Genomic DNA, 24,898 nt, shown 5'->3' on the forward strand with positions numbered 1-24,898 from the left:
GCAACGCGCCAGTGGCCGAATTGCCGGGCGACGGCGACGTGAGGCCGTGGCTCGGTAGGGTCACGCTATGCCCGAGCTGATCGCACCGACCACGCGTCTGCATGCCGCGTGGCTCGAGGCGCACGCGGAGTGGGGGCCGGGCCTGCACGAGGACGGTTTCGGGTTGCGGGCGTCGGACGAGGTCGAGTCGCCGGACGGGTTCGCGGCGTGGGTCGCGCGGCTGTCCGGTGCGAGGTCGTGTATCTACCGGTGGATCGTCGAAGGTGACCGGGTGCTCGGTGGGATCGCGCTCCGGTCCGACGAGTTCGCGGAACGGTCGGGTCACATCGGTTACGGCATCCGGCCGTCGGCCCGCCGCCGTGGACTGGCGACGTGGGCGCTGGGACGGATGCTCGACGAGGCGCGGGCTTTGGGCATGGACCGAGTGCTGGCCATTTGCGCGGCGGACAATATCGCCTCGGCGAAGACGATCGAACGGCACGGTGGGGTGCTCGAGGAAATCCGGGACACCGAACTCGGACCGGCGCGGCGGTACTGGATCCCGCTCGGTGCGGCGAGTAGCTGATGCACTCGGATGTCCGCGATCTTGAAGTGACGTGTGGCTACCCATCACCCACGCGCGAGTCCTGAACGACCTCGGCTGCATATCGAGCCAGGCCGTGATGATGTCGAAGCCCGGTCGGCGCGGGAGTGCGTCGGGAAACGCACGTATCTGCCGCTGGCTCACTGGGTAGCGAGGCAGTCTCCCGTTGTGAGCGAGGCCTCGTTCGTGGGCTGTGGGACCAGTTGGATCAGCGGATCACTTGTGAATCGATAACCGGCGAAGAGGGTCGGTCCGCTTCGGCCGCACTTGCCAGTCGGGATCAGGAGTCCGATGCCTACAGCCGAACGGCGACACTGTAACGATCTATGTCACGAGCAGCAGGAACGCAGCGGCTGATGCTCCTCGGGCCAGGATGCCGTGGCCGTGTCCCGCTCGGTCCCGATTCAGCATTGAACACAGGAGATGAATCATTAGTGCATCGTTTGGCGTACGATGGGTGAGACCGCTCTCGAAGCTTCGCGGAGGGATGATGGGCCGTTATTTGCTAGCCGCCAGTCCGATTCTTGGACATCTGGCGTCCATGACGGCGATCGCGACGGATCTGCCTCGCGCGCCGAGGACGCCTGCCGACGAGTGGCGCACTGCTCCGAGCGTTCGAAGGAGAGGGAGCCGGTGAGCGCCCCATCGGTGAATTCGCTATGGACACCCGCAGGCCCGCCGCCCGCGGAAAGCGTGTCCGATCTCGGCCCAGGATTCGAGCGCTGGCGCGTGGAGGTGCGGGGGCGAGTACTCGCCGAACTGATTGGTTTCCTCCGAGATCTACGAATCGACGGACTCGACTCGTGGGGTGTCGAGGACATTCTGGTGCACTACGCCACCGGCGGGAAGTGCCTGCGCTCGACGTTGATGTATCTGGGGTGGCTCTGCGGAGCCGAACCGGATGGCGCCGCGTTGCGTGCGGCGGCAAGCTTGGAGCTGCTGCACGCCTTCGCCCTGTTGCAGGACGACGTCATGGACGATGCCGTGCTGCGCCGCGGCGCGTCGGCAGCGCATGTACGACTTGCCGAGCGGCACCGGCGCGATCACAAGGCTGGTTCCGCGGTTCGCTTCGGCGCGTCGGCGGCGACGTTGCTCGGCGACATGTGCCTGGTGTGGGCCGAGCAGATGCTGCGAGACAGCGGTGTCGAGCCCGCAGCTCTGGCCCGTGTGTGGCCGGGCTACGACGCGATGCGCATCGAATTGGCGATCGGCCAATTCGCCGACCTGATCAACGACGTGCGCGGTCGGCCCGACCTTGATCACATCCTCGCCATCGCACGCGCGAAATCCGGAAACTACACCGTCCGGCGCCCACTGGAGCTGGGCGCCGCGATGGCCGGGTGCGACCAGGACACACTGAACATATTGGCTCGCTTCGGAACTCGCGTCGGCGAGGCGTTTCAACTGCGCGACGACCTGCTGGGAATCTTCGGCTCGGCAGCGCTCACCGGCAAGCCCACCGACAGCGATCTCGGTCAGCACAAGGCCACCAGTGTCATAGTCGTCGCCCTCGAATTCGCCGATCCCATGGTGCGGGACGAGTTGTCGGAACTGATGAGCAGGCCGGTGCTCGATCGCCCCGCGATCGACCGCTGTCGTGCCCTGGTCGCCGCATCCGGCGCGCCCGCATACATCGAGACGATGATCGCCGATCGCGTCGAAGCCGCAATGCACGCGCTGAGCGAAAGCTCCCTCGGTATCGGGCTGCGGGTGGCGCTGGCACAGATGGCGCTGTTGTGCACGGCGCGGCAGCTGTAGAGGAGGTACGCGATGCGCACTGTCAAAGGCTGTACCGACCATGTCGTGGTGGTAGGGGCGGGGCTGGCGGGTCTGTCGGCTGCCATCCATCTGGCCGGACGAGGGCGCGCGGTGACAGTGATCGAACGCGCCACTGTCCCGGGCGGGCGGATGGGTCGGCTGGATCTGGACGGCTGTCGAATCGACACCGGTCCGACTGTGTTGACGATGCCCGAGCTGATCGATGAGATCTTCGACGCGGTCGGAGAACAGACCGGAGATCGTCTGGAATTGATGCCGGTCGCGCCGGCCTATCGCGCCCGGTTCGCCGACGGACGCTTCCTCGACGTGCACAGCGACGAGCCAACCATGGTGCACGCGATCACCGAGTTTGCGGGCGCCGACCAAGCCGAAGGCTATCGGCGACTGCGTGAATGGCTGAGGCGGCTCTACGACGTCGAGTTCGACCGCTTCATCGCAACGAATTACGACTCGCCGCGCTCGATGCTGACTCCGGCGCTCGCCGAGTTGGCGGGCCTGGGCGGCTTCGGCAACTGGGATCGGCAGGTCGCCCGGTTCATCACCGATCCCGACCTGCGGCGCGTGTTCACCTTCCAGTCGCTGTATGCCGGTGTCGCACCCGACCGCGCCCGCCGTGATCGCCTACATGGACACGATGGCGGGCGTGTACTTCCCGAAGGGCGGTATGCGCGCACTGCCCGACGCGCTCGCCGCCGCGGCCGAAGCCGCCGGTGTGCGATTCCGCTACCAGACCACCGTTACGGCATTGGCGCGCAGAGGCGCCCGCGTTCATGCCGTCCACACCGATCGAGGCGACCGAATAGCCTGTGACGCAGTGGTTCTGACAACCGAAAGACATCGCACCTACGCACTGCTCGGACATCGTTCACGGCGCCCGGTTCCGGTGGTCGCAGCCCCCTCCGCGGCGATACTGCACGTCTCGTGCGATCCGCTCGCGATCCCGCATCATTCTCTGCTGTTCGGCGCGGCCTGGGAGTCGGCCTTTCACGACATCATCGGTGCGGGCCGGGTCCCGTCCGATCCATCGCTGCTGGTGACTCGGCCTACGGCAGGCGACCCCGAGTTGGCGCCGGAGGGACGGGATCTGCTCTACATCCTCGCGCCGGTCCCGAATTTGGAAAAAGGACGAATCGATTGGCCGCGCTTCGGTCACGATTACGCCGAGCATGTTCTCGATATCGCCCGAAAACGTCTGGGAAAATCGGCGTTGCGAGACGTCCGGCTCCTGCGCATGGTCACGCCTACGGATTGGGCCGCCCAAGACATGCTCGCAGGCAGTCCGTTTGCTCTGGCACATACCTTTGCCCAAACCGGACCCTTTCGGCCCGCCAACATGATTCGCGGTATCGACAATGCCGTGCTCGCGGGCGCGTCGACCGTGCCAGGTGTCGGTATCCCGCCGGTGCTGATCTCCGGGCGTCTAGCCGCCGACCGTGTCACCGGGCCGGTGCGCTCCGGCACGGCCCGCCGTCCGGGAAATCCCGCACACTCCTACCACTGATCGGACACCCGAGATGACGCGTACCGAACTCGATGCGGCAGGTATCACCGATCGATCACTACGCCGATCGTATGAACACTGCCGGGCACTCAATGCCCGGCACGGTAAGACGTTCTTCCTGGCAACGCGGTTGCTCGCCCCCGACCAGCGACCCGGCGTGCACGCGCTCTACGGCTTCGCTCGCCGCGCGGACGACATCGTCGACGACCTCGATACACGACTCGCGACGTCCGACCGAGCGTCCCGATTGGACAGCCTGGCAAGACAATTGAAAATCCGCGATGTCGGCGGCGATCCGGTGCTGGCCGCGGTCTTGCACACCGCCGACCGCTACCGCATACCGGACGATCTCTTCGACGCATTTCTCACATCGATGCGGATGGATCTGTCGGTGACCACTTACCCGGATCGCGGCGCACTGGACCGCTATGTCTACGGATCGGCTGAAGTGATCGGTCTCCAACTGTTGCCGATTCTGGGCACGACGGCATCGAGGCAGGAGGCGGAGCCGTACGCAGCGGCGCTGGGTAAGGCGTTCCAGCTCACCAACTTTCTCCGGGATGTCGACGAAGACCTGGCTCGCGATCGTGTCTATCTGCCCGCCGACGAACTGGCCGTTCACGGCGTCGACCGGGAACTGCTCTTGTGGTGCCGTGGCCGTGGCCGAGGGGATGCCCGGGTGCGCCGCGCGCTTGCCGCACAACACGAGGTCACCAGGCGCATCTACGATTTCGCGCGTGGTGGCATCGAGCGACTGGCACCGCGCTCGCGTCCCTGCGTGGCTACTGCGCTGCTGCTGTACTCGGAAATCCTGGATCGTATCGAGGACAGCGATTTCGAAGTGTTCGGCCATCGCGCCGCCGTTGGGACCCGGCGGCGTGTTCGCGTGGGCGCCGAGGGACTACTGCGCGCATGGTGGGCGCGCAGCGTGCTGCGGTCGGAGACGGTGGTCTCCGGGCGCGATGTCAGTATCAGGACGCCGCTTCGTCGAGTTCCATGATCGAGGCGTCGACCATTTAGGAGCTCTCAGGTCGTCTTCAGCGCGGCGCATACGTAGTCGCCGGTCCGATGGTGGAACAGCTCTCAGCAGGACTGTCGTGGACCGGTGAGTCGGTGGGCCAGAAGGAAGTCCATCATCCGGCGCTGCAAGGTGAGTCCAGAGGACGATTGCATGAGCAGCCCGCCGCCGATGTGGTCGGGTCCGATGGGCGTGATGAATTGTGCCAGTTCGCAGCCACTTCCGGTGTAGTGCTCGATGGTCGCGGGGATCGGGTCCGCAGTAGTGGTAACCGCGGTCGGCGTGTCGGCGAGGGTGAGGTTGCCCGCCCGCCGATCGGCGCCGAGCCACTGCAGGATGTTGGCACGGCCGATCGGGTAGAGGCTGGTCTGATCGGCGAGGTCTTGGAGGAAGAAGGCCGGGACCGGGCGGGCTCGCGAACCCATCGACGCGACGATGGTGGCGCCGGTGAGATCCGCTACGGGCGGCCGCATGCTCATGCCGTGCGGTCCACCCGCCATCGGGGCTATGGCGGCGTACAGATCCGGATACGTCGCCGCCATGACGGTGCTCATACCGCCGCCCGCCGAGTAGCCGCCGACGTAGACGCGGGCGCGGTCGATCCCGAACTCCTGGATCAGAGTTTCGGTGATGCCCGCGACGATCGAGGGCTCACCGGTATCGCGCTCCTGATTGGCGGGGTCGAACCAGTTCCAGCACCAGCGCTCGTTGGCGTCCCTGGTCTGGATCGGGTACGCGAGGACGAAACCCAGCTCGTCGGCGATCCTGGTCAGCGAGAAGCCGTTGCCGGCCAGTTGCGCCTCGGGGTCGGTGCAGCCGTGCAGGTAGATCATCAGGGGTTTGCCCGCCGTGTCGCCAGGCGGCACGTGCAGGTAGTAGCTGCGGGTGCCCGCCGCGTTGGTGTAGCTGCGCTCGGTGATATCGGCCGCGTACGCGCGCGGACTACCCAATGCGGCCAGACCCGAGGCGAGCAGCAGCGCGGCGACCATGGCCGCCAGCCGCTTTCGAGAGATGACACGGTCGATCAACTGCACTCCCCACACGAAAGCATCGACGAATACTCGCGACTCGCACCTCGGGCGATCCTTCGATGCGGGATCGGGCGCTACCGAGCACCGGCTCCTTCTGAAGGATAACTATTCCAAACAGCTCGGGCCATGATCATCACGGTGTCGGCCGGCCACTGCCGACCCTCGGACCGGCGTACGGCCCGAGTATCTGCGGTACCGGTTCGAGTACTGCGTTCGCGCGGCGGTCGAATCCGCTGTGCCGCCGGATGTTTGAGCTTGCTCACTCGACGAGCGCCTCGTCGAGTATGAGACCGGTCGTGAACTCGCTTGGCCGCCGCGAACCGCAGCGTCACCGGAGAGCGGCGAGAACTATGTCGACGCGCCCCGCGAGGGATCGAGCGGTCGCACAGCGGACTCCATACGTGCCATCCCGTTGTACCGGACATCGTCGAGTTCGAGCCGCCAGGCAGTTGCACTCCGATTGCCGGACGGGTCTGCCAGCTGTTCGAAACAGGTAGCCGACTACTCGCGTCGGCGTGTCGCGAGGGGCGAAGGCTTGGCCTCTAGCACGGATCGAGTGTCGTGATCCGGATCTTGGAGGAGAGCATGACTAGCAGGGCCAGAGCCTTCCTCGTCGCTGTGACGGCGGCGGGGGCGCTCGGCGTGGGGCTGGTGCCGATCGCGGGGTCGACGCCGACGAACACCGCGCCCGGGTGGCCGGACGAGTCCGGATGCTGTGATTCGACCGACACGACCGATCCCCCCATCACGACCGATCCCCCCATCACGACCAATCCGCCCGACACGACCAATCCGCCCGACACGACCAATCCGCCCGGCACGACCGACCCGCCCACAACGAATTCGGTCGTACCGACCACAACTAACCTGGTCAGACCGCCCACAACCAGCCCGGTCCAACCGCCCACAACCAGCCCGGCCACCCCACCGACAACCAGCCCGGCCGAACCGCCCACGACCACCACGCCGACCGAGCCACCCACCACAACCGCTCGACCGACAGTCGAGACCACCACCGAGTCGCTTGTCGCGCCCCCGATCGCTACGAGTTCGTCGACTGCTGTGCTGGGAGGGAGAGAGAAGCCGCCGGACGATCGCATCGGCGATGCGCTGGGCCTCGGCGCGTTCCTCCTGGCGCTCGGTGGGGCGGCGTTCGTCACGCACCGACGGCGCGGGCGTCCGCACGGTTCATCGCCCGAGCACACTCGTGATGCGCTTCCCCCGCAAATTCGTGTGCAGGTGGTCGGGGATATGAGCCCGTCTATCCACGTTCGCGAGGTCGCCGCGCCGACCGAAGCTCCCGCGGTGCGGGTGCTGCTGAGTGTGGGCGCGCCGCGGCTAGAGGTGAAGGAGGTTCCACGATGACGAGTCCGGCAACGATTACGGCTCGGTCGGCGCTGTTCGGCGGCGCGGTCCGTGAAGTCGTCGAAGGCGATCTGGCCGAGCGCCTGCGCACGAGCGGTGTCGAAGAGCTGGCGCTGCGGCGGGCGCCGGTGGTTGCGGCAGGACTGCGGTCGGCGGCGGTGTGTCAGGTGGCCAAGGCCGTCGACGGACTGCTCGAGATCGACTTGGGCGGGGTCGCGGTCGCCGGGTGGCGCCGCTACGAGCGGCTGCGCGGCGCGGCGATGCGAACCCGCACGGGCGGAGTCGAGCGGGTCGAGTTGTACGCACACGAAGTCACCCGGACCTGCTGTCCACGCCTCGAGGTCGTCGTCGGTGAGAATCAGGTCGGCGAATTCTCGCTGGAACTCGATGTGGCAGTGCGGGTTCAGCCGCTCGCGGCCATCGTTCGCAACGGGATGCTCGTGGCATTGGGTCCCGGTGACTGCACCGTGACCGTGTCGCTCGGCGCCCCGGAAGTCGGGCCGATCATGAGGCGCGAACGCGTATTCAAGGTGGCGAACGTGGTCGACCTACGACGGCCGATCCCCCTCCTCCCCAACCAACCCGCTCCGCCTCCCACATCACCGTCCGGCGCTTTCCCCCGGCCAGTACCGCATCGCTGAGCGAGTCGGCTCAACGGACGGAGATTCCGCGTTGAGGTCTCGGCGGTTGCCGTGTACGGGCGCAACAGTGAACTCTGGAGCGTCGAGATATGGCGACCGGAGTCGAATCCTGAAGCAGCGCTCGCGGATACCGCCTGACGAAGGAGGGTGCGGCCGCGCTCAGGTGACGTTCTCGAGCGCGGGTGGTTCCCACTTCCCCTCGGCTGCTTCGGGTTTCGGCGCGTAAAGGCGCATGCTCAGCGAGAACTTGCCACTCGCGGGAATCGGCAGCCAGTTGCCGACCGGCACCGAGCCACCGGGATCGGCGTTCTGCACGGCGATATCGGCCGACCCGTCGGCGTTTTTCGTGATCGGGATCTGATGGCCGACGGCGTAGATGTTCGCCGGGTTCGGAATCAGGAAGCTGTCGGCGTCGTAGGCGGTGATGGACCAGAACGCGTCGACCGGCGGGAATTGGTCGGCGGCGAAATGCAACCGGAACCGCTGGGCGGCGCCGTTCGCGTCGGCCGTACCGGTGAGGCTCGGATACAGCGCGTCTTCGGGGAGATTCGCGCCGAGGGCGAACCGCGCGGTCTTGGCGCGCAGCGGATAGTTCGTTCCGTAAGCGCCGAGATCGGTCGAGTACTTCCAGCCGTTGGCTGCGCGAATTTGCGGGTCCTGATAATCGGCGATCTGCTCCTTGGCGGACTGCGCGCCCGCGTCGAGAACGGCCGCGTCAGCGGTCGGGGTGCCGCCCGGGGTGATACCGAGGGTCGCGAAACGAAGCATGGCGGGTTGGTCGTCCGGGGCCGGCGGATCGACCATCATCAGCGCCGAGAATTTGGCGAAGAAAGTCGGCCCGTCCATGTCGGCGACCTGCTTGGACGGATTGGCCGACGGTTGGCCGACTTCGGCCGTGACCCCCGGGGTGGCACGGTCGGAGTCGGCCTGCCAGGCGCTCAACGGCGCGAGCTTCATCTTCTGCTGGATCGCCCGCACCGCGGCGATGTCGGCGTCGCCGTCGACCTGCACCCGGCCGATCACCCAGACGGTGTTCGTGGGCATCGCCAACTGTGTCATGTCGGGCGGGACCTCGCCGGACCAGCCAGGCCCGGTCAGCAGATATGTGAACGGCGGAGTCTGCTGGCCGGATCGCACCTTGGGCCGCGCACTGCTCGGGTTGTGCACCGTGTTGGTCCAGGCGTCGAGCATCTGCATCAGCCAGTATCGGTCCGGCTCCATCTCGGGAACTTGCAGCACCAGTGGCTCGGCCCGCAGATCCAACCACGCCTGCGAATACAGAGTGTCGAGATTCATCCGAACCACGGTTCGATCGGCGGGTGTCGGCAACTGATCGGCATGGACGAACACATTCGCGGGACCCGCCGCGGCGCGTGTCGCGTCCATCAACACGAGCGGATACCCGAACACATACGCGTCCGCCGCCACCGCCGTCGGATCGTTCGACGGTGACGTACCGCTCGTCGCGGTATTCGTACTGCTCTTCTCGTCGGAATCACACGCGCTCACCGCGACACTCGCCGCGAGGGCGGCCCCGATGCCGAAGAGCGAACGCCGGTCGACCACACCGAAATTCTTCGTCACGCCCGCCTCCAATGGTTCGCCGTCCGCACTGACACGTCACGCGACATCCATCTAGCACACGATCAGCAATCGCCAGCTCGACGCTAGCAAACCGGACCCCGACCGGAGGCGGAATTCGCGCCGACGGCGTCTTCGGCACCACGCCGCAACCGATGGATGACCACATGCCGTCCGCTCGACTTCGCGAAAGTGCGGTGCGGCTCACGAATGCAGTTGGGATCCGGAAGTTTTCGGGACGTGAGCGTCGCCAGAGGTGATGCCCGCTCACACGCCGAAGGCGAGCGCTCCCGGCATCCTCGCCGCCGGGCTTTCGCGCGTCGTCGCCATGCGGTGCGCCGTCCCAGTCCTCACGACGTGGCCGCGACCGGTGCCGCCGCGATCATCCAGTTGCTGAACTCCACCGCCAGATGCCACTCGTGTTGGCGAATGAGCCTGGCGGGCACGGTAGCTGGGAATTGCGCGGTCAGCAGGGCCTCGAGTGTGCCCTCGCGGTCACGGAACTGATGGCGCACACCGCCGATGGCCAGACCGTCGTCGAGAAGGGCTTGGCCCGCGATCTGGATGGGGTAGCCGGGATCGATCGGGATGGTCAGGTTTTGGGTGTCGGTGTAGTCGATGACGAACCGCGACGCCGCCGGTGATCCGCCGGTTGTTTCGACGACTTCCTGGCGTCCGTCGGGCAGGCCGCGTAGCAGGTAGTGGTCGGGGCAGGCGTCGATCATGTCGGTTTCCGCGTTGGCGGCGGTCAGATTGTCGAACCATGCGGCGAACCGCTCGGCGGAGTAGCCCGGTACTTCCAGACGGGTGATGGCATGTTCGGTCCGCCCTCGGCTCGCGGCGACACCGATCCGAGTCACACGCTCGGACAGCGCCAGCTCGCGCTTGAGCATGGCGTAGACACCGGCATGACCCAGCCGGGTCTTCAGCGTCGTCGATTCGGATCGCCGCACGTCGAGAGGAGCGCCGCGCAACTCATCGAGGGTTCGGTCGGGCATGAGTTCGGCCATGCCGCGCCGCCCCAGGCGTGCGGCGAACTTCCGTAGCACCGCGTCGGCCCGGCGGGATTCCCATGCCAGCACCCTTTCGCGCGAGATCGCTTTCCCGCCGACGATCGCACGGACCTCGATGGCCTCGACCATGGTTCCTACCTCTTTTCTGCCTGCGAAGTGGTTCCCCGGTGCGGCGACGCCCACTCGGCCGTAGGCGCGCCACTCACCGCGGGACCACAGAGACCCAGCCGCTCGTTAACGCTATCGATTCTTGCTTTAAGAATGGCGCTAGTATCGACTAAACGCAAATCGAAATAGCTTTTAGTCGAGCGGACAGACCATGAACCAGCGCGGACGTGATCCCGAGAACGAGCAGTCGATGACGCCCCCGGCGCCGCGCAAGCGGACCGGGGGACGCTCCGCACGGGTGCGGGAAGCCGTACTCACCGCAACCCTGGATCAGGTCGCCGAACACGGCATCGAGGGCTTGACCATCGGCGACGTCGCCGCACGAGCCGGTGTCGCCGAGACGACGATCTATCGACGCTGGGGCACCCGCACCGCACTGATCGCCGAGGCGGTCACCGAGATGGCGGCGGTGGGCAACCCCGCACCCGACACCGGAACTCTGCGCGGAGATCTGCGACAACTCGCCGAGCAGATCTCGCACCTGATCTCCCGCCCCGGCATCGCGCGCCTGCTCGGCACCACCATCGCCCTATCCGCCGACCCGGATGTCGCCGCCGCACGCCACCGCTTCTGGAACGAGCGATTCGAACGGACATCCCACGTCATCCGCAGAGCCGTCGACCGCGGCGAGCTACCCGACGACGTGGACCCCCGGGAAGTCCTCGAAACCCTTTCCGCCCCTTTGTATTTCCGGCTGTTGGTCAGCGACCAGCCGCTCGACAGCGCCTTCGTCACCCGCTGCATCGACCACACCCTGACCTTGCACAGCGTGTCGAAGTGACGACACGCGGCAAGCGATGCGAGCCCGCGCCGCGCGGCCGAGGTCGACGGACAGGCCGGACCATCCCCGCCGGATGTCGGTGACGCCTGGAAGGATTCGGGGCATGAGCGCTACCGGGGACGATGTCCGTGCCTATGCCTTGTCGTTGGCGGAGACGAGCGAGCAGTTCGCTTGGGGGATGCCGATTTTCCGGGTGGCGGGGAAGTTGTTCCTGACGTTGCCGGAGAACGAGACGTCGATGGCGGTGCGGTGTCCCCCGGTCGATCGGGACGAGTTGGTGGTGGCGGAGCCGGAGAAGTTCTGGATCGCGGCGCACGAGGCGAACAATCCGTGGGTTCGGGTGCGGCTCGCGGCGCTCGACGACCGGGACGAGTTGGAGGCGATCGTGCTCGACTCGTGGCGGCAGGCCGCGCCGCGGCATTTGCTCGACGACCCGGCGTGAACGACGATCACTTGCGGCTGAGGCAGATCGTCGAACCGTTCGTCACGCCCGAATCCAAGGTGATCCGGGCGGAGCCTTGGTCCGGGCACACACCGTCGTCGGACTCGTGCCGCTCGATCACCCGATAGGTGGCCGCCGGTTGGGCGCAGTCGAGCACCTGGGTCTGGACGGGTCCTCCGCTCTTGTCGACGGCGACGCAGTCGCCGACCTGCGCGTACGCCGAATCGTTCGGCGGGACCGGGCCCAGGCAGACCACCAGAACCAGGTCCGTCTTGTCGTTGTGCGCCATGGAGGAGGAGTTGGCGCCCGTAACGCCGCGGCACTCCGGCCGCGACGGCTTCTGATGCACGACGCCCACCGTGAGGATACGCAGGTACGCACCGGGTTGGTCGCAGCGCATCAGGGCGGTCATATCCTTGCCGGTGCAGTCGCCGACCACGGCGTTGTCGATGTCCTTCGGATCGGTCGCCACCGCGCACACGACGATGGCTCGGCCGCCGAGCGAGGAATGGGCGAAGGCCTGCCTGGCTTTCGGTTGCTCACGGCACGCCCGGTCGGTGACCGGTACCTGACGATGCAACTCCGTGCTGACGACCCTGGACAGGAGGCCGCTCGACCCGCAAGGGACACGGGTCACCGTCTCGCCCGCACCTTTGACGGTGACGCAGTCGTCCGCCTGGAGAGCGCCCGGGTCGTCGCTGTTGAACCGGGTCGGCGCCAGGCAGAGCGCGATCTCGGGCTGCGCGCCCGTGGCGACGGGTTCCGCGACGGCCTTGGTGGCGTCGGAGTACTTCATGCACGCCGACTCCAGCGGCCACACCACGGCTTCCCGCGCCACGATGCGGTACAGCGCCTGGCTGTCGGCGCAGCCGTATTCGACGGGCGCGCCCGTGCGGAGCGCGACACACTCGTCGACGGCCATCGCCGCGGGCTCCGAGCGCTTCAACTGGTATCCGACGAGCACCGCGGCCGCCGCCAGCAACACCGCCGCGGCGAGCGCGAGCGACACAAGTTTGCGGCGCTCCGACGATCCGCTGCGGTCGACCTGGTTCGCGGGCGAGGGTAACGGCACAACGGCCGTGTTCGCTGGCGACGGGTGCGGCCCAGCGGCCGGCGGCACGGGTGACGCATCCGACGCTACGGCCGTGTACGAAGGTGCGAGATCCGGCACGGCGGGCGCCGAATCCGGCGATTCCACCGGTGCGGACCCCGTGGGATCGTCGGCATGGTTGTCCGCTGGGTCGCGCAAGATCTTCCCCCACCAGCTGAAAAGTAAAAAACTCGAAATCCCCGCGAGCGCGGAGAAGTTGATCTTAGCCCGCCCCGGAAGCTCGTTCCGCGGACTGGTCGAAAATCGCTCACGGACAAGGCTTCTGGGGATGAGCGCCGCCGGGACGAGGTCCGTGCCGATGCCGTGTCGTCAGCGCAGACGAGCGCGCCGCCGCCCTGACGTGACGCCAGGACGGCGGCGATCCTGCTGACCGACCGATCAGTGCTCGAGCAGCGGCTCAGTGCTTGGTCAGCAGCTTCGCCCGCACCGCTTCGAGGGTCGCGTTGTCGATGCCGAGCCCCTCGCTCAGGAAGCGGTCGAAGGAACCGTAGGACTGCTGAACCTGGTCGAAGGCGGCGTCGAGGAAGCTACGGTCGACGCCGACGATCGGCTCCCACAGCGTGGGATCCTGCACGAGCCCCTGCTGGACGAGGGCGTCGAGCAGGTGCTTGTTGCCCGCGGCGAGGTTGTCGTTGGACTCCAGGAAGTCGTTGTAGATCTGGCCCTTGGGCACGTCGAGCGCGCTCATCAGGATGGCGGTCATCCAGCCGGTGCGGTCCTTGCCCGCGGTGCAGTGGTAGAGGACCGCGCCCTGGGCGCCCGCGATCTCGCGGAACGCGCTGGCGAACTGGCCGCGAGCGGTCGGGTCGGTGACGAACCAGCGGTAGTAGGTGCGCATGATCTCGGCGGCCTTGCCGTCGCCGAGGACCTCCTGCTGTTTGGCCGGACCGGCCTGGATCAGCCCGGACACCATGACGAAGAAGTCGTTGGCGGGGTCGTAGACCGGCAGCTCGGTGCGGCGGATGCCGGACGGGAGCTTGTCGGGATCGCGGCCCGCCTCGGTGGGGCTGCGGAAGTCGATCACTTGGGTGATGCCGAGCTCCACCAGCTTCTGCTGTTCACCCGCGTCGAGCTTGGCGAGCGCGTCGGCGCGGTAGACGACGCCGTTGGCGATCCGGTTGCCGCCCTTGGCCGGGTAGCCGCCGATGTCGCGGGCGTTGGGCGCGTGCGCCAAGCCCATCGGGCGGTCGGCCTTGCCCGGCGATTCGAGAACGGGGACGGCCGGGCCCGCCAGGGCAGGGGCGACGGTGACCGGCAGGACTCCGAGCAGTACCGCGGCCGAGGCCGCTACGACACCGCGCATCGCGCGTGAAATGGTCACGGAAGGTGTTCCTTTCGTTCATGGACCCGGTTCCGCACGGTGGGCCCAAGTGTGAGCACGGCACCGCCGCCGCTCCGCTTACCCGGACGCGGCGGTACCGTCGTTTCCGCCCGAATCGCCTCCGGGACAGAATTTTTCGTGATCAGTCGGCGAGCAGCGTCACCGTGCCCGCCGCGCCGTCGACGCGCACGCGCTGACCGTCGGACAGGCTGGTGGTCGCGGTCTTGGTGTCCACCACGCAGGGGATGCCGAATTCGCGCGCCACGATGGCGGCGTGCGAGGCGGAGCCGCCGATGTCGGTGACCACCGCGGCGGCGTAGGCGAACATCGCGGTGTGTCCGGTGTCGGTCACCGAGGCGACCAGGATGTCGCCGGGTTCGATGTCGTCGTCGAGCGAGAGGACCAGCTTCACGGTGCCTTCCACCACGCCGGGGCACACACCGATACCGGTGAGGCTCTCGTCGGCGGCGAGCGCGCCCGCGTCGGCGACCGGTTCCCACTGTCCGGCGACGACATCGGGCATCCGGATGTCGCGCAGGCGCTTGCGTTCGGCGCGGCGGCGCTCGACCCGCTCGGCCGCATCGGCGGGGAGGCAGAAGATCTCGTCCAGGCTCAGGTAGCAGACGTCGTCGATCTCGCGCAGCTTGCCCGCGCGGATCAGCCGGTCGGCGCGCTCCCGCACCGCCATGCGCAGGCAATGCGTGATGCGGACGACGGCGTCGCGGGCCCGTTCCCTGGCGACCGTGGCGCCCGCCGCCATCCGGGCGGTGCGGCTCGGCGCGGAATCCACGGGTTCGCGTGTGGGCGCGGGCATTCGGGCGGCCCGCGCGGCGGCGGTGACCAGCAATGAGGGACGGTCGCCGAAGGTCGGGTTGATCAGCTCGCATTCGCCGGGTCCGCGGTGGCCGATCCGGGCGAGTTCCTCGTCCAGCGCCGCGGCGAAGGCGGGCGAGGCGGCGCGCGCCGCCGCGACGTCACCCGTGCCCGCGATCTCGAGCAGCGCCGAATCGGCACGGCAGAGGGCGGCGAGCCGTTCCACCGCGAGCATCGGCTTCGCCGATTCCAGCCGGTTCAGGTCGATCGGGACCTCGCCCGCGTTCTTGCCGCGGGCGTGCACGGCGGTGGCCGCGCCCGTCATCATGACGCCGATGGAGGCCGCCTGCCACGCCTGGTGCAGCCGGTCGCGCCAGAGCAGCGCGCGCACGTGCAGCTGTTCGTCGGTGAGTTCGGCGATCTGTTCGGCGGTCAGCGCCTCGGTGTGCGAGGCGGCGTTGATCAGTTCGGCGGTCGCGGCGAAGCGGCGGGCGGTGGCGATGACCCGGGAGGTGGCCCGCGCGGTGGCCGCGGTGCTCGCCAAACCCGTTGGCATCGGCGGCTTTCCGTGCGGCTGGAGCGGGATCTCGTCGGGGATGTTGCCGTAGGCGTCGCGGCGGATGCTCTCCTCGTCCCAGCCCGGCATGTTCTCGGCGGCGAGCACGCCGATCGAGGCGTTGATGTAGATGTGGTGTCCGAGCACGGTGGTCACCCGGCTCGTCCAGTGCTCCAAGGCGATTCCGTCGAGCGCGATCATGGTGCCCATCGCCTCGTTGGCGAGCCGGATGGCGCCCGCGTGCAGGTCGATGGTGAGCGGCGTCATCGGGCCGGGCAGCGCCTCGGAGGTGTTCGTCGCGGTGTGCACCGGATAGCGCGGGTCGACGCGGTCGTCGAACTCGCCCTCGAGACCTTCGGGCGCGACGTCGACCAAGCGGTGCCGGTCCGACGTGGCGGCACGCGAGGGAATGACATGGGACGGCAACGGAATCGCGCCGCTGCGGGTACGGAAGGAACCGCCCGACGGCTTGCGGCCGACGAGTCCGCGCACCAGATCGGCCGCCGTCTCGACCGCGGTCCAGCCGCACCGGAAGCCCCAGTCCTCCTGCGCCGCCGTGGAATTCAGCAGCGGTCTGCGCGCGGACCAGCCCGGCACCCAGGCGGAGTAGCGGACCTTGGCGGCGCGCATCATCGCGCGCACTTCGTCGGTCGTCACCAGGCCCGGCGCGGCCAGTTCGACGACGCCGACCCGCGGCGAGGTCGCCGCCAGCACCAGGAAGCGGTCCAAGTCGTCGCTGTGCAGCAGCTGGAAGCCGCCGCCGGACTTGGCGCCGAGGATCGGTTCGAGGGCGCGCCGAGTCTCGTGACCGATGCGGCGACCGGCGACCAGCGCGGTGCGGATCAGCAGGTGATCGGCTCCCGATGTCCGAAGCCGCTCGGCGACTTCGGATTCCGGAACGCCGGCCGAGCGCGCCCCCGCGACGACCGGAACCACCACGCGCGCATCGGCTTCCCGTGCGGCCGCGGCCACCGCGCCGACGGCGGGACCGGCCAGGTGGACGACGGTGTCGCACCCCGCGACGGCGCGGGCGCAGGCCGCGGCATCGGCCGGATCACCCGCGGTGAACCGCACGCGGGGGTCGACGAAGCGGTGCCACCGGCGGTCCAGACCGGCCACGTCGTGCCCGGCGGCCAACAGCATGCGCGCCACCGCCCGACCGCTCGGTTCGGTGATTCCGGTGATCAGGACCCGCATCGATATCCTCTCCTCACTGCGCCACCCACAAACGTGACGCCGTTCACACACCTTTGCCAGTGCGCGACCGCCCGAACCGGTTCAGTCCCACTGAGCGGGAGGGGGCTATCGGCCACCGAGATGACCGGTGTCCGGGCGCCCGGCGAGGGGCGACTGTCGCAGGCATGAGGGAAACTGTGGGCACGGCGGCCCGGTCGGTCGCGCCGCGGGCCGCGGCGGAGGTCGGCGCCTACGACATCGACACCGACGTCCTCGTCGTCGGCTACGGATGTGCCGGAGCGGCAGCGGCTTTCGAGGCGGCCGAGGCGGGCGCGCGGGTGCTGGTGCTGGAACGCTCGGGCGGGCCGGGCGGCGCGTCGGCGATGTCGGGCGGCGAGATCTACCTCGGCGGCGGCACACCCATCCAGCAGGCCTGCGGCTTCACCGACACCCCCGAGCAGATGGCGGCGTTCCTGCGCGCCGCGCTCGGCCCCGGCGCGGACGAGGCGAAGATCGAGCGCTACTGCGCCGACAGCGTCGCGCACTTCCACTGGCTCGTCGCGCGCGGCGTGCCGTTCAAGCCGAGCCTGTGGGACGCGCCTGCCTGGGTGCCGCCGACCGACGACGGACTCATGTGGCTCGGCGAGAACAGCTGGCCGTTCACCGAACTCGCGACACCCGCTCCGCGCGGGCACCGGCCCGCCGCCAACGACTTCGGTGGCCGCCTGCTGATGGAGGTGCTCACCGCGGCGGCCGAGAACGCCGGCGCCCAGGCGCGATTCGACAGCTACGCGACGAACCTGATCCGCGCCGAGGACGGCACGATCACCGGCGTCGTGGCGCGCCGCTACGGCCGCGAGTTCACGGTGCGCGCGCGGCGCGGCGTCGTGCTCACCACGGGCGGATTCGTCGACGACGATCGGATGCTCGCCGCGCACGCCCCGCGGCTGCTGCACCACACGAAGGTCAGCGCGGGCACCGACGACGGCAGCGGCATCCGGATGGCGCAGGCGGTGGGCGCGGCGGTGCGCCACATGTCCGCGGGGCAGGTCGGCATCTCGTTGATACCCGGCTTCGCGGCCCGCGGCATGGTCGTCAACGGACGCGGCGCGCGTTTCGTCAACGAGGACACCTACCCCGGCCGCATCGGCCAGGCCGCGCTGTTCCGGCAGGACATGGACGTCTGGGTGGTGCTGGACGAACAGGCCTACGAGGCGGTGCCCGAACCGCAGCGCTGGGGCGTGCGCCCGACCCACGTCGCCGAGACCGCCGAGGAACTCGAACAGCTGCTCGGCACGCCGCCAGGCGCACTCGCGGCCACCATCGCGCGATACAACGAATTCGCCGCGCGCGGAACGGATCCCGACTTCCACAAGGCGGCGCGGTGGCTGCGTCCGCTGACCCCGCCACTGGCCGCCATCGACGTGCGCGCCGGTGTGCGCCCGCCGGCGGAGACCGGCGACCGGCGCGGGACCGGCGCGTCGGTGTTCACCCTCGGCGGCCTGCACACCACCGTGGACGGCGAGGTGCTCGATCTCGGCGGCGCGCCGATCCCCGGCCTGTTCGCCGCCGGACGCGCCGGCTCCGGATTGCACGGTGAGGGCTACATCAGCGGCACCTCGCTGGGCGACGGCACGTTCTTCGGCCGCCTCGCGGGCCGCGCCGCCGCCCGCTGAGCGCGGAGAACCCCAGCTCACACGGTTCCGATCACCGGGACTGACACCACCGGACGAGGGGCGGACGGCCCTAGCGTCACCACCATGGCGGGGGCCGCGCAGGCGGTCCCCGCCCGACGAAACACAGGAGGACACCCGTCATGACCAACAAGGTGCTCGATCGGGTCCGGGATCTGCTTCCGGCGATCCGCGAACGAGCCGCGGACACCGACGCGCAGCGGCGGGTTCCGGTGCAGAGCATCCGGGAGCTGACCGAGGCAGGCGTGTTCCGGATGCTGCAGCCCGCCCGGTTCGGTGGTGACGAGTCCTCCCCCGTGGACTTCTACGAGGTGATCCGCGCGATCGCCTCGGCGTGCCCGTCGACCGGCTGGGTGTCCTCGGTGCTCGGCGTGCACCCGTGGCAGCTCGCGCTGTTCCCCCTTGCGGCGCAGGAGGAGGTGTGGGGCGCCGATTCCGACACCCTGATCTCCTCGTCGTACGCGCCGACGGGCCTGCTCACCCCGGTCGAGGGCGGCTACGAGGTGAGCGGGCGGTGGAGCTTCTCCTCCGGCTGTGACCACGCGCAGTGGGCGTTCCTCGGCGCGCTCGCCCCCGACGAGAACGGCAAGCCGAGCGATTACCTGACGATCCTGGTGCCGCGCGCGGACTACGTCATCGACGACGTCTGGCACGTGGTCGGCCTGTCCGGCACCGGAAGCAACGACATCGTCATCGATAAGGCGTTCGTGCCGCACCACCGCGCCTACAGCGCCACCGAGCAGTCGCAGCTGCGCGGACCCGGCCAGGAGGCGAATCCCGCCGCGCTGTACAAGATTCCGTTCGCGGGCGTCTTCTCCAACACCATCACCGCGCCCATCATCGGCGCCGCCCAGGGCGCCTATGAGGCGCACATCGAGCGGATGCGCGAACGGGTGCGGCTGTCCTACGGCGGCCAGAAGGTGGCCGAGGACGGCTTCGCCCACGTCCGGGTCGCCCGCGCGGCCTCCGAGATCGACGCCGCGATCCTCCAGATGGAGCGCAACATCGCCGAGCAGCTGCGCTACGCCGAAGCGGGCGAACCGATTCCGGACGAGGTGCGCCTGCGCACCCGCCGCGACCAGGTGCGCGGCACCGAGCGGGCGATCCAGGCGATCGAGCTGCTCTTCGACAACTCCGGCGGGCATTCGATCCGCAAGCCGAACCCCATCGAACGGCATTGGCGCGACGCGCACGCGGGCAGCGTGCACGTGATCAACGACGTGGAGCGCGCGCTGGCCATGTTCGGCCGCGGCGAATTCGGCCTGACCGTCGAAGATCGGATGGTGTGACGGTGACGCTCACGGCGGCGGACACCACCCGCTGGGTGGATGTCGACGGGCTGAAACTTCGCTACCACGAGGCGGGCTCGGGTCCGCCGCTGGTGCTGCTGCACGGCTCGGGTCCCGGTGTATCGGGCTGGGCCAACTTCGGCGGCAACCTCGCGACGCTCTCCGAGCACTTCCGCTGCTTGATCCTCGACCAGCCGGGCTTCGGCGCCAGCGCGCGCCCGGACGTGTACGACCGCAACTACCTTCGCATCTCGGCCGACGCGGTGCTCGGCCTGCTCGACGCCTTGGAGTTGCCGAGCGCGCATGTGCTCGGCAACTCGATGGGCGGTGCGGTGGCCACCCTCTTCGCACTCGAGCACCCGACACGGGTCGACCGGCTGGTACTGATGGCGCCGGGCGGGGTCGGCGTCAACGTGCTGGGTCCCGAACCGTCCGAAGGCATCCGGCGGCTGCTCGACTTCACCGCCGACCCGACGCGGGAGCGGGTGCTGTCCTGGTTGCGCACCATGGTCTTCGACGAGCGGATCCTCACCGACGAGCTCGTGGACGCGCGCCTGGCCGCCGCGGCGGAACCCGCGGCCATCGCCGCCATCCGCGACGCGTACGCGACGTTCGCCGATCCCGCACTGGCCGAACGGGTTCCGCTCTGGGCGCGACTGCGTGGCCTGCGCAACGAGGTGCTGATGCTGTGGGGCCGCGACGATCGGGTGACCCCGGTCGAGGGCGCGCTGCTGCCCTCGCGGCAGCTGCCGAACGTCGATCTGCGGCTGTTCGGGCGCTGCGGACACTGGGTGCAGATCGAACGCAAGGCGGCCTTCGAACGCGCCGTCACCGATTTCCTCCAGCACGGTCTGTAGCCGGACGGTGCGGGCGCGCCCACGGCCCGCCCGCACCGAAAATCGAAGATCGAGGAGTACGCCGCCACAACGGCCACGCCGATCTGCTGCGCGAACGCATCGACGGCCGGACCGGCGACTGAGAACGCAAAACGTTTCGGCGCTCGAGGTTTCAGGGCAGATGCTCGGCGACCCACCCGGCGATCTGTGTCCGTGACTCGAATCCGAGTTTGGTCATGATGTGGTCGACGTGGCTTTCCGCCGTGCGGACCGAGATCACCAATTCGGCCGCGATGCGCTTGTTGCTGTATCCGGCGGCGACCAGCTTGGCGACGTCCTTCTCCCGGCGGGTGAGCACGTCGGCCGCGGCGGGCTTCGGCGCCCGTTCGACGACGAGGGGCGCCGTGCCCAGCGCGTAGCGCACCGCCTCGTCGGTGCCGAGCGCGGCGCCGCTGTCGAACGCGGCGCGAAACTCCCTGTCCCCCATGCCCCGATGCAGCTGCTCGCGCACCTTGTCGCCGACCACCTCGGTCATGGCGTGCGCGAGTCGCTGTGTGCTGCCGCGCCGCACCGTGGACGCCGCGCCCATCAGCCGCGCAGCCCGCACCTGGTCGCCCTCAGCGGCCGACACCCAGGCCAGTCCGTCGAAACCCGAAGCGGTCCAGACACATCGGTCGAACAGCCGGAACTGCTCGACCGCGCGCCGCAGGTCGCCCGCGGCGCGCTCCTGCTCGCCGCGGCGCCAATGATTCGTGCCCACCGCCCAATACGCGAGCCCGCCCAGCAGATGCGAACCGTGTTCGGCGGTCTTGGCCAGGAAGCGTTCGGCGATGTCGTCGGCGCGCTCGTCCTCGAGCACCAGCGCGCACACGTAGGCGAAAGCGAAGCTTTCCATCTCCGTGCCGTGGTGGCCGACCTCCTTGGCGCGCTGGGCCGCGGTGAGCGCGATCTCCAGCGCGCGGTGCGGATCGTTCTCGCTGAAGGTGAGCAGCGCCGAGAGCAACGTCGCCTCGACGAGGACCTCGGCGGCGTCGAGTTCGGCGGCCAGCTCGACGCATTCGCGGGCGTAACGCGTGGCCTCGGCGTTGTCCGACAGCATGGCCGCGATCACCGACGCGGCCGCCAGCGCGCGGGCCCGATCGACCGTGTGCGCCTTGTCCTTTCCGATAGCCTCCACCAGCCAGCGGTAACCCTCCAGCAGGAACCGGTAGTGCTCCCAGAACGGACGCAGTTCGGTCGCGATCTCCAGCGCACGGTGCGCGCCGTCCGGATCCGACAGCGAGAATTGAAGTGCCGCACGCAAATTCGCGTGCTCCCTGGTGACGTCACGGAACCAGGCGACGTCCTCGCCGCCCCAGTAGGCGGTGCGGCCGCGGCGAGCGATGCGGTGGTAGTGGTCGCGGTGGCGGATGCGCACGGCCCGTTCGTCTCCGGCGGCCGCCAGCTTGGTCAGCGCGAACTGCCGCAGCGGTTCGAGCATGGTGTAGCGGCCGCTGCCGTCGCTGTCGTGCCGGTGCCCGAGCACCGACTTCTCGACCAGTCCGGTCAGCGCGTCGACCAACACGCCGGGCGGATCGACCACGCACACCGCCTCGGCCGCGTCCAGGTCGAAACCGCCCGCGAACACCGCGAGCTGCTCCCACAGCCGCTGCTCGTCGGGCGTGCACAGGTCGTAGCTCCAGCTGATCGCGGCTTCGAGGGTCTGCTGGCGGCGCGGCGCGGTGCGCAGGCCCGTGGTCAGCAGCCGCATGGCGTCGTCGAGGCGGGCCAGCACCTGGTCCGGCGTGAACATCCGCAGCCGCAGCGCCGCCAGCTCCAGCGCCAGCGGAATGCCCTCCAAGCGGCGGCAGATCGCCGCGAGTACAGGGAGATTCGCCGCGGTGACCCGGAATTCGGGATTGGCCGCCGCCGCGCGGTCGATGAGCAGGCGCAGCGCTTCGCTGTCGCCCGCGGCGATCTCCCCGGTCAGCTCGTCGGCCGCCGGGACGGGCAGCGGCGAGACCGGCATGACCTGCTCGCCGTCCACGCCGAGCGGCTCCCGGCTCGTCGCCAGGATCCGCACCCCGGTGGTGGCCGGGATCAGCCTGCTCACCAGCGCCGCGCAGGCGTCGATCAGGTGTTCGCAGTTGTCCAGGATGAGCAGCAGGTTCTTGTCGGCGAGGAACTCGGTGAGCCCCGCCAGCGGCGCGCTGGTGTCGTCGCGCAGGCCGAGCGCCTGCGCGACGCTCAACGCCACCAGATCCCCCTCCTGGACGTGCGCGACCTCGACCAGCCACACGCCGTCGGGAAACGCCCGCCGCACCGACTCCCCCACCCGGCGCGACAGCCGGGTCTTGCCGACGCCGCCGGGGCCGGTCAGGGTGAGCACCCGCGTGGTGGACAGCAGTCGCTTCGCCGCGGCGAGTTCATCACCGCGTCCGACGAAGCTCGTCACCTCCGCGGGGAGGTTTCCTGTCACGTGCCGCACCACGCCGAATACCTTCGCACGTATGGCCGACACGGCGGGCGTTTTGCCGCTATTCAGCGGGACGATACCGCCCGGTTCGCCGCACGGACCACCGCCGCGAGCGAGGCGCCGAGCACCGAGTCGGCGCGGCCGCAGCTCCAATCGGTCCGCTCGCCCACGCGATATTCCAGATAGGTGATCGCGCTGCTGTCGCTGCCCGTGCCGATCGAATGCTGGGTCAGGCCGAGCACCCGCACCGGCAGCCCCGCCGCGGCGAGCGCCTCGGTGAGCGCTTCGACCGGCCCGACGTCGCGGTGCTGGGTGGTCGACGTCGCGCCGTCGACGGTGAGCGTGATGTCCGTGCTCCCGGCGCCCGCGCGCCATTCCTTCAGCACCACCGGCGCGGGTTCCTGGTCGTCCAGATACGCGGCGGTGAACAGCTCGTGCAGCTCGGCCGCGGTGATCTCCAGGCCGGTGTCGTCGGCGTGCGCCTGGACGCGGCGGGCGAACTCGATCTGCAACCGCCGCGGCAGGTCCAGGCCGTACTCGGTGTGCAGCAGGTAGGCGATGCCGCCCTTGCCGGATTGCGAGTTGACCCGCACGACGGCGTCGTAGGAACGGCCGAGGTCGGCCGGGTCGATCGGCAGATACGGTACCCGCCACTCGATCTCACGCTCCGGCCGTCCGGTCGCCGTGGCGCGGGCGCGGTGTTCGGCCATGCCCTTCTTGATCGCGTCCTGGTGGGTTCCGGAGAACGCCGTGTGCACCAGCGCGCCGACGTACGGGTGCCGTTCGTGGATGGGCATGCGGGTGCAGTACTCGACCGTGCGGGCGATCTCGTCCACGTCGGAGAAGTCGATCATCGGATCGACGCCTTGCGCGTGGAGGTTCAACGCCAGCGTGGCCAGGTCGACATTGCCGGTCCGCTCGCCGTTGCCGAAGACGCAGCCCTCCACCCGCTGCGCACCGGCCAGCACCGCCAGTTCCGCGCAGGCGACGCCGGTGCCGCGGTCGTTGTGCGGGTGCACCGAGAGGATCACGCTGTCGCGGCGGGCCAGGTTGCGGTGCATGTACTCGATCTGGTCGGCGTACACGTTCGGCGTGGCCACCTCCACGGTCGCGGGCAGGTTCAGCACCACGGGTCGTTGCGGGGTCGCGTCCCACAAAGTGGTCATCCGGTCGCACATGTCGAGCACGAAATCGGGTTCGGTCAGATTGAACACCTCCGGCGAGAACTCGAACCGCACCGAGGGCAGATCACCGGCGAACTCGAGCACATCGCGTCCGCCGGCCAGGATCAGCTCGCGCAGCGCGTCGCGGTCCTTGCCGAGGACCACCTCCCGCCACGTCGGCGCGGTGGCCGTGTACATGTGCACGACGACCTCGTTGCGCAGGCCGCGCACCGATTCCACCGTGCGCTCGATGAGGTCGCGGCGGGCCGGGGTGAAGACGACGATCGTCACGTCCTCGGGCGCGAGATCGGTCTCGGCCAGCAGCCGGACGAAATCGAAATCGGTCTGCGAGGCCGAGGGGTAGCCGACCTCGATCTCCTTGTAGCCCATGGCGACGAGCAACTCGAAAAAACGCCGCTTGCGTTCGGGATCCATAGGCTCGGCGAGCGCCTGGTTGCCGTCGCGCAGATCCACCGGAACCCAGAGGGGCGCGGCGGTGATGCGCGCGTTCGGCCAATCACGTTGTGTCAGGGGAACTTCCACGCGGTCGTGGACCGGCCGGTAGCGGTGCGACGGCATCG

General features: G+C 68.9%; 18 protein-coding genes and 2 pseudogenes. 11 read left to right on the forward strand and 9 right to left on the reverse strand.

The window, feature by feature from the left end; all coding sequences use genetic code 11:
• Window positions 1-67: 67 nt before the first annotated feature.
• From FB390_RS26260 to FB390_RS26275, 4 genes and pseudogenes are all read left to right on the forward strand, one after another.
• On the forward strand, window positions 68-565 hold the full coding sequence (locus tag FB390_RS26260) for a GNAT family N-acetyltransferase (protein ID WP_141811359.1): 498 nt from the start codon (window positions 68-70) through the stop codon (window positions 563-565).
• A gap of 651 nt (window positions 566-1,216) precedes the next feature.
• Window positions 1,217-2,341, forward strand: coding sequence for a polyprenyl synthetase family protein (locus FB390_RS26265; protein ID WP_425465889.1), 1,125 nt, complete (start codon window positions 1,217-1,219; stop codon window positions 2,339-2,341).
• Between the two features lie 12 nt (window positions 2,342-2,353).
• Window positions 2,354-3,863: pseudogene (gene crtI / locus FB390_RS26270) on the forward strand (phytoene desaturase family protein).
• A 13-nt stretch (window positions 3,864-3,876) separates the two neighbouring features.
• Window positions 3,877-4,863 (forward strand): phytoene/squalene synthase family protein, encoded by a 987-nt coding sequence (locus FB390_RS26275; protein ID WP_141811361.1) that lies wholly within the window; start codon window positions 3,877-3,879, stop codon window positions 4,861-4,863.
• Between the two features lie 83 nt (window positions 4,864-4,946).
• Here FB390_RS26275 and FB390_RS26280 read toward each other — a convergent pair whose 3' ends face one another.
• Window positions 4,947-5,909: an extracellular catalytic domain type 1 short-chain-length polyhydroxyalkanoate depolymerase gene (locus FB390_RS26280; protein WP_141811362.1), complete on the reverse strand. Its 963-nt coding sequence runs from the start codon at window positions 5,907-5,909 to the stop codon at window positions 4,947-4,949.
• A gap of 163 nt (window positions 5,910-6,072) precedes the next feature.
• Here FB390_RS26280 and FB390_RS34950 point away from each other — a divergent pair.
• A pseudogene (locus tag FB390_RS34950) lies at window positions 6,073-6,165 on the forward strand (YxiG-like protein); the annotation flags it as partial.
• A gap of 289 nt (window positions 6,166-6,454) precedes the next feature.
• Here the strand turns inward: FB390_RS34950 and FB390_RS26285 are convergent.
• Window positions 6,455-6,868, reverse strand: coding sequence for a hypothetical protein (locus tag FB390_RS26285; protein ID WP_141811363.1), 414 nt, complete (start codon window positions 6,866-6,868; stop codon window positions 6,455-6,457).
• A gap of 405 nt (window positions 6,869-7,273) precedes the next feature.
• On the opposite strand from FB390_RS26285, the gene FB390_RS26290 reads away from it, so the two are divergent.
• The gene (locus tag FB390_RS26290) at window positions 7,274-7,918 is read left to right on the forward strand and encodes a hypothetical protein (RefSeq protein ID WP_141811364.1); all 645 of its coding nucleotides are present in this window, start codon (window positions 7,274-7,276) and stop codon (window positions 7,916-7,918) included.
• Window positions 7,919-8,077: 159 nt separating this feature from the next.
• Here FB390_RS26290 and FB390_RS26295 read toward each other — a convergent pair whose 3' ends face one another.
• On the reverse strand, window positions 8,078-9,502 hold the full coding sequence (locus tag FB390_RS26295) for a DUF1254 domain-containing protein (protein ID WP_141811365.1): 1,425 nt from the start codon (window positions 9,500-9,502) through the stop codon (window positions 8,078-8,080).
• Window positions 9,503-9,849: 347 nt separating this feature from the next.
• Complete coding sequence (locus FB390_RS26300) at window positions 9,850-10,641, reverse strand: hypothetical protein (protein ID WP_141811366.1); 792 nt, start codon at window positions 10,639-10,641, stop codon at window positions 9,850-9,852.
• A gap of 190 nt (window positions 10,642-10,831) precedes the next feature.
• On the opposite strand from FB390_RS26300, the gene FB390_RS26305 reads away from it, so the two are divergent.
• Both FB390_RS26305 and FB390_RS26310 read left to right on the forward strand, forming a co-directional pair.
• Window positions 10,832-11,461 (forward strand): TetR/AcrR family transcriptional regulator, encoded by a 630-nt coding sequence (locus FB390_RS26305; RefSeq protein WP_246124214.1) that lies wholly within the window; start codon window positions 10,832-10,834, stop codon window positions 11,459-11,461.
• Window positions 11,462-11,564: 103 nt separating this feature from the next.
• Window positions 11,565-11,903 carry an MmcQ/YjbR family DNA-binding protein gene (locus tag FB390_RS26310; protein ID WP_141811367.1) on the forward strand — a complete coding sequence of 113 codons (339 nt, stop codon included), beginning with the start codon at window positions 11,565-11,567 and terminating at the stop codon, window positions 11,901-11,903.
• Window positions 11,904-11,910: 7 nt separating this feature from the next.
• Here FB390_RS26310 and FB390_RS26315 read toward each other — a convergent pair whose 3' ends face one another.
• The 3 genes from FB390_RS26315 to FB390_RS26325 form a co-directional block, all read right to left on the reverse strand.
• The gene (locus FB390_RS26315; RefSeq protein WP_141811368.1) at window positions 11,911-12,975 is read right to left on the reverse strand and encodes an LppU/SCO3897 family protein; all 1,065 of its coding nucleotides are present in this window, start codon (window positions 12,973-12,975) and stop codon (window positions 11,911-11,913) included.
• A gap of 436 nt (window positions 12,976-13,411) precedes the next feature.
• Window positions 13,412-14,335 (reverse strand): tyrosine-protein phosphatase, encoded by a 924-nt coding sequence (locus tag FB390_RS26320; RefSeq protein ID WP_246124215.1) that lies wholly within the window; start codon window positions 14,333-14,335, stop codon window positions 13,412-13,414.
• Between the two features lie 142 nt (window positions 14,336-14,477).
• Entirely contained in the window at window positions 14,478-16,901 is a 2,424-nt protein-coding gene (locus FB390_RS26325; protein WP_141811369.1) for a PEP-utilizing enzyme, read from the reverse strand.
• 164 nt (window positions 16,902-17,065) lie between these two features.
• Between FB390_RS26325 and FB390_RS26330 the strand changes: the two genes are divergently transcribed.
• The 3 genes from FB390_RS26330 to FB390_RS26340 all read left to right on the forward strand — a co-directional run bounded on the left by FB390_RS26330 (window position 17,066) and on the right by FB390_RS26340 (window position 20,720).
• Window positions 17,066-18,556, forward strand: a complete 1,491-nt coding sequence (locus FB390_RS26330; RefSeq protein WP_141811370.1) for an FAD-dependent oxidoreductase — start codon at window positions 17,066-17,068, stop codon at window positions 18,554-18,556.
• Between the two features lie 140 nt (window positions 18,557-18,696).
• Window positions 18,697-19,863, forward strand: a complete 1,167-nt coding sequence (gene hsaA / locus FB390_RS26335; protein ID WP_141811371.1) for a 3-hydroxy-9,10-secoandrosta-1,3,5(10)-triene-9,17-dione monooxygenase oxygenase subunit — start codon at window positions 18,697-18,699, stop codon at window positions 19,861-19,863.
• A gap of 2 nt (window positions 19,864-19,865) precedes the next feature.
• Window positions 19,866-20,720, forward strand: a complete 855-nt coding sequence (locus FB390_RS26340) for an alpha/beta fold hydrolase (protein WP_185757182.1) — start codon at window positions 19,866-19,868, stop codon at window positions 20,718-20,720.
• A 151-nt stretch (window positions 20,721-20,871) separates the two neighbouring features.
• On the opposite strand, the gene FB390_RS26345 is transcribed toward FB390_RS26340, so the two are convergent.
• Both FB390_RS26345 and FB390_RS26350 read right to left on the reverse strand, forming a co-directional pair.
• Entirely contained in the window at window positions 20,872-23,157 is a 2,286-nt protein-coding gene (locus tag FB390_RS26345) for a LuxR C-terminal-related transcriptional regulator (protein ID WP_246124216.1), read from the reverse strand.
• A gap of 62 nt (window positions 23,158-23,219) precedes the next feature.
• A complete protein-coding gene (locus FB390_RS26350) occupies window positions 23,220-24,896 on the reverse strand; it encodes a 2-isopropylmalate synthase (RefSeq protein ID WP_246124358.1) in 1,677 nt (558 codons plus the stop codon).
• Window positions 24,897-24,898: the final 2 nt, after the last annotated feature.

It is taken from the genome of Nocardia bhagyanarayanae (assembly GCF_006716565.1).
GTDB lineage: Bacteria > Actinomycetota > Actinomycetes > Mycobacteriales > Mycobacteriaceae > Nocardia > Nocardia bhagyanarayanae.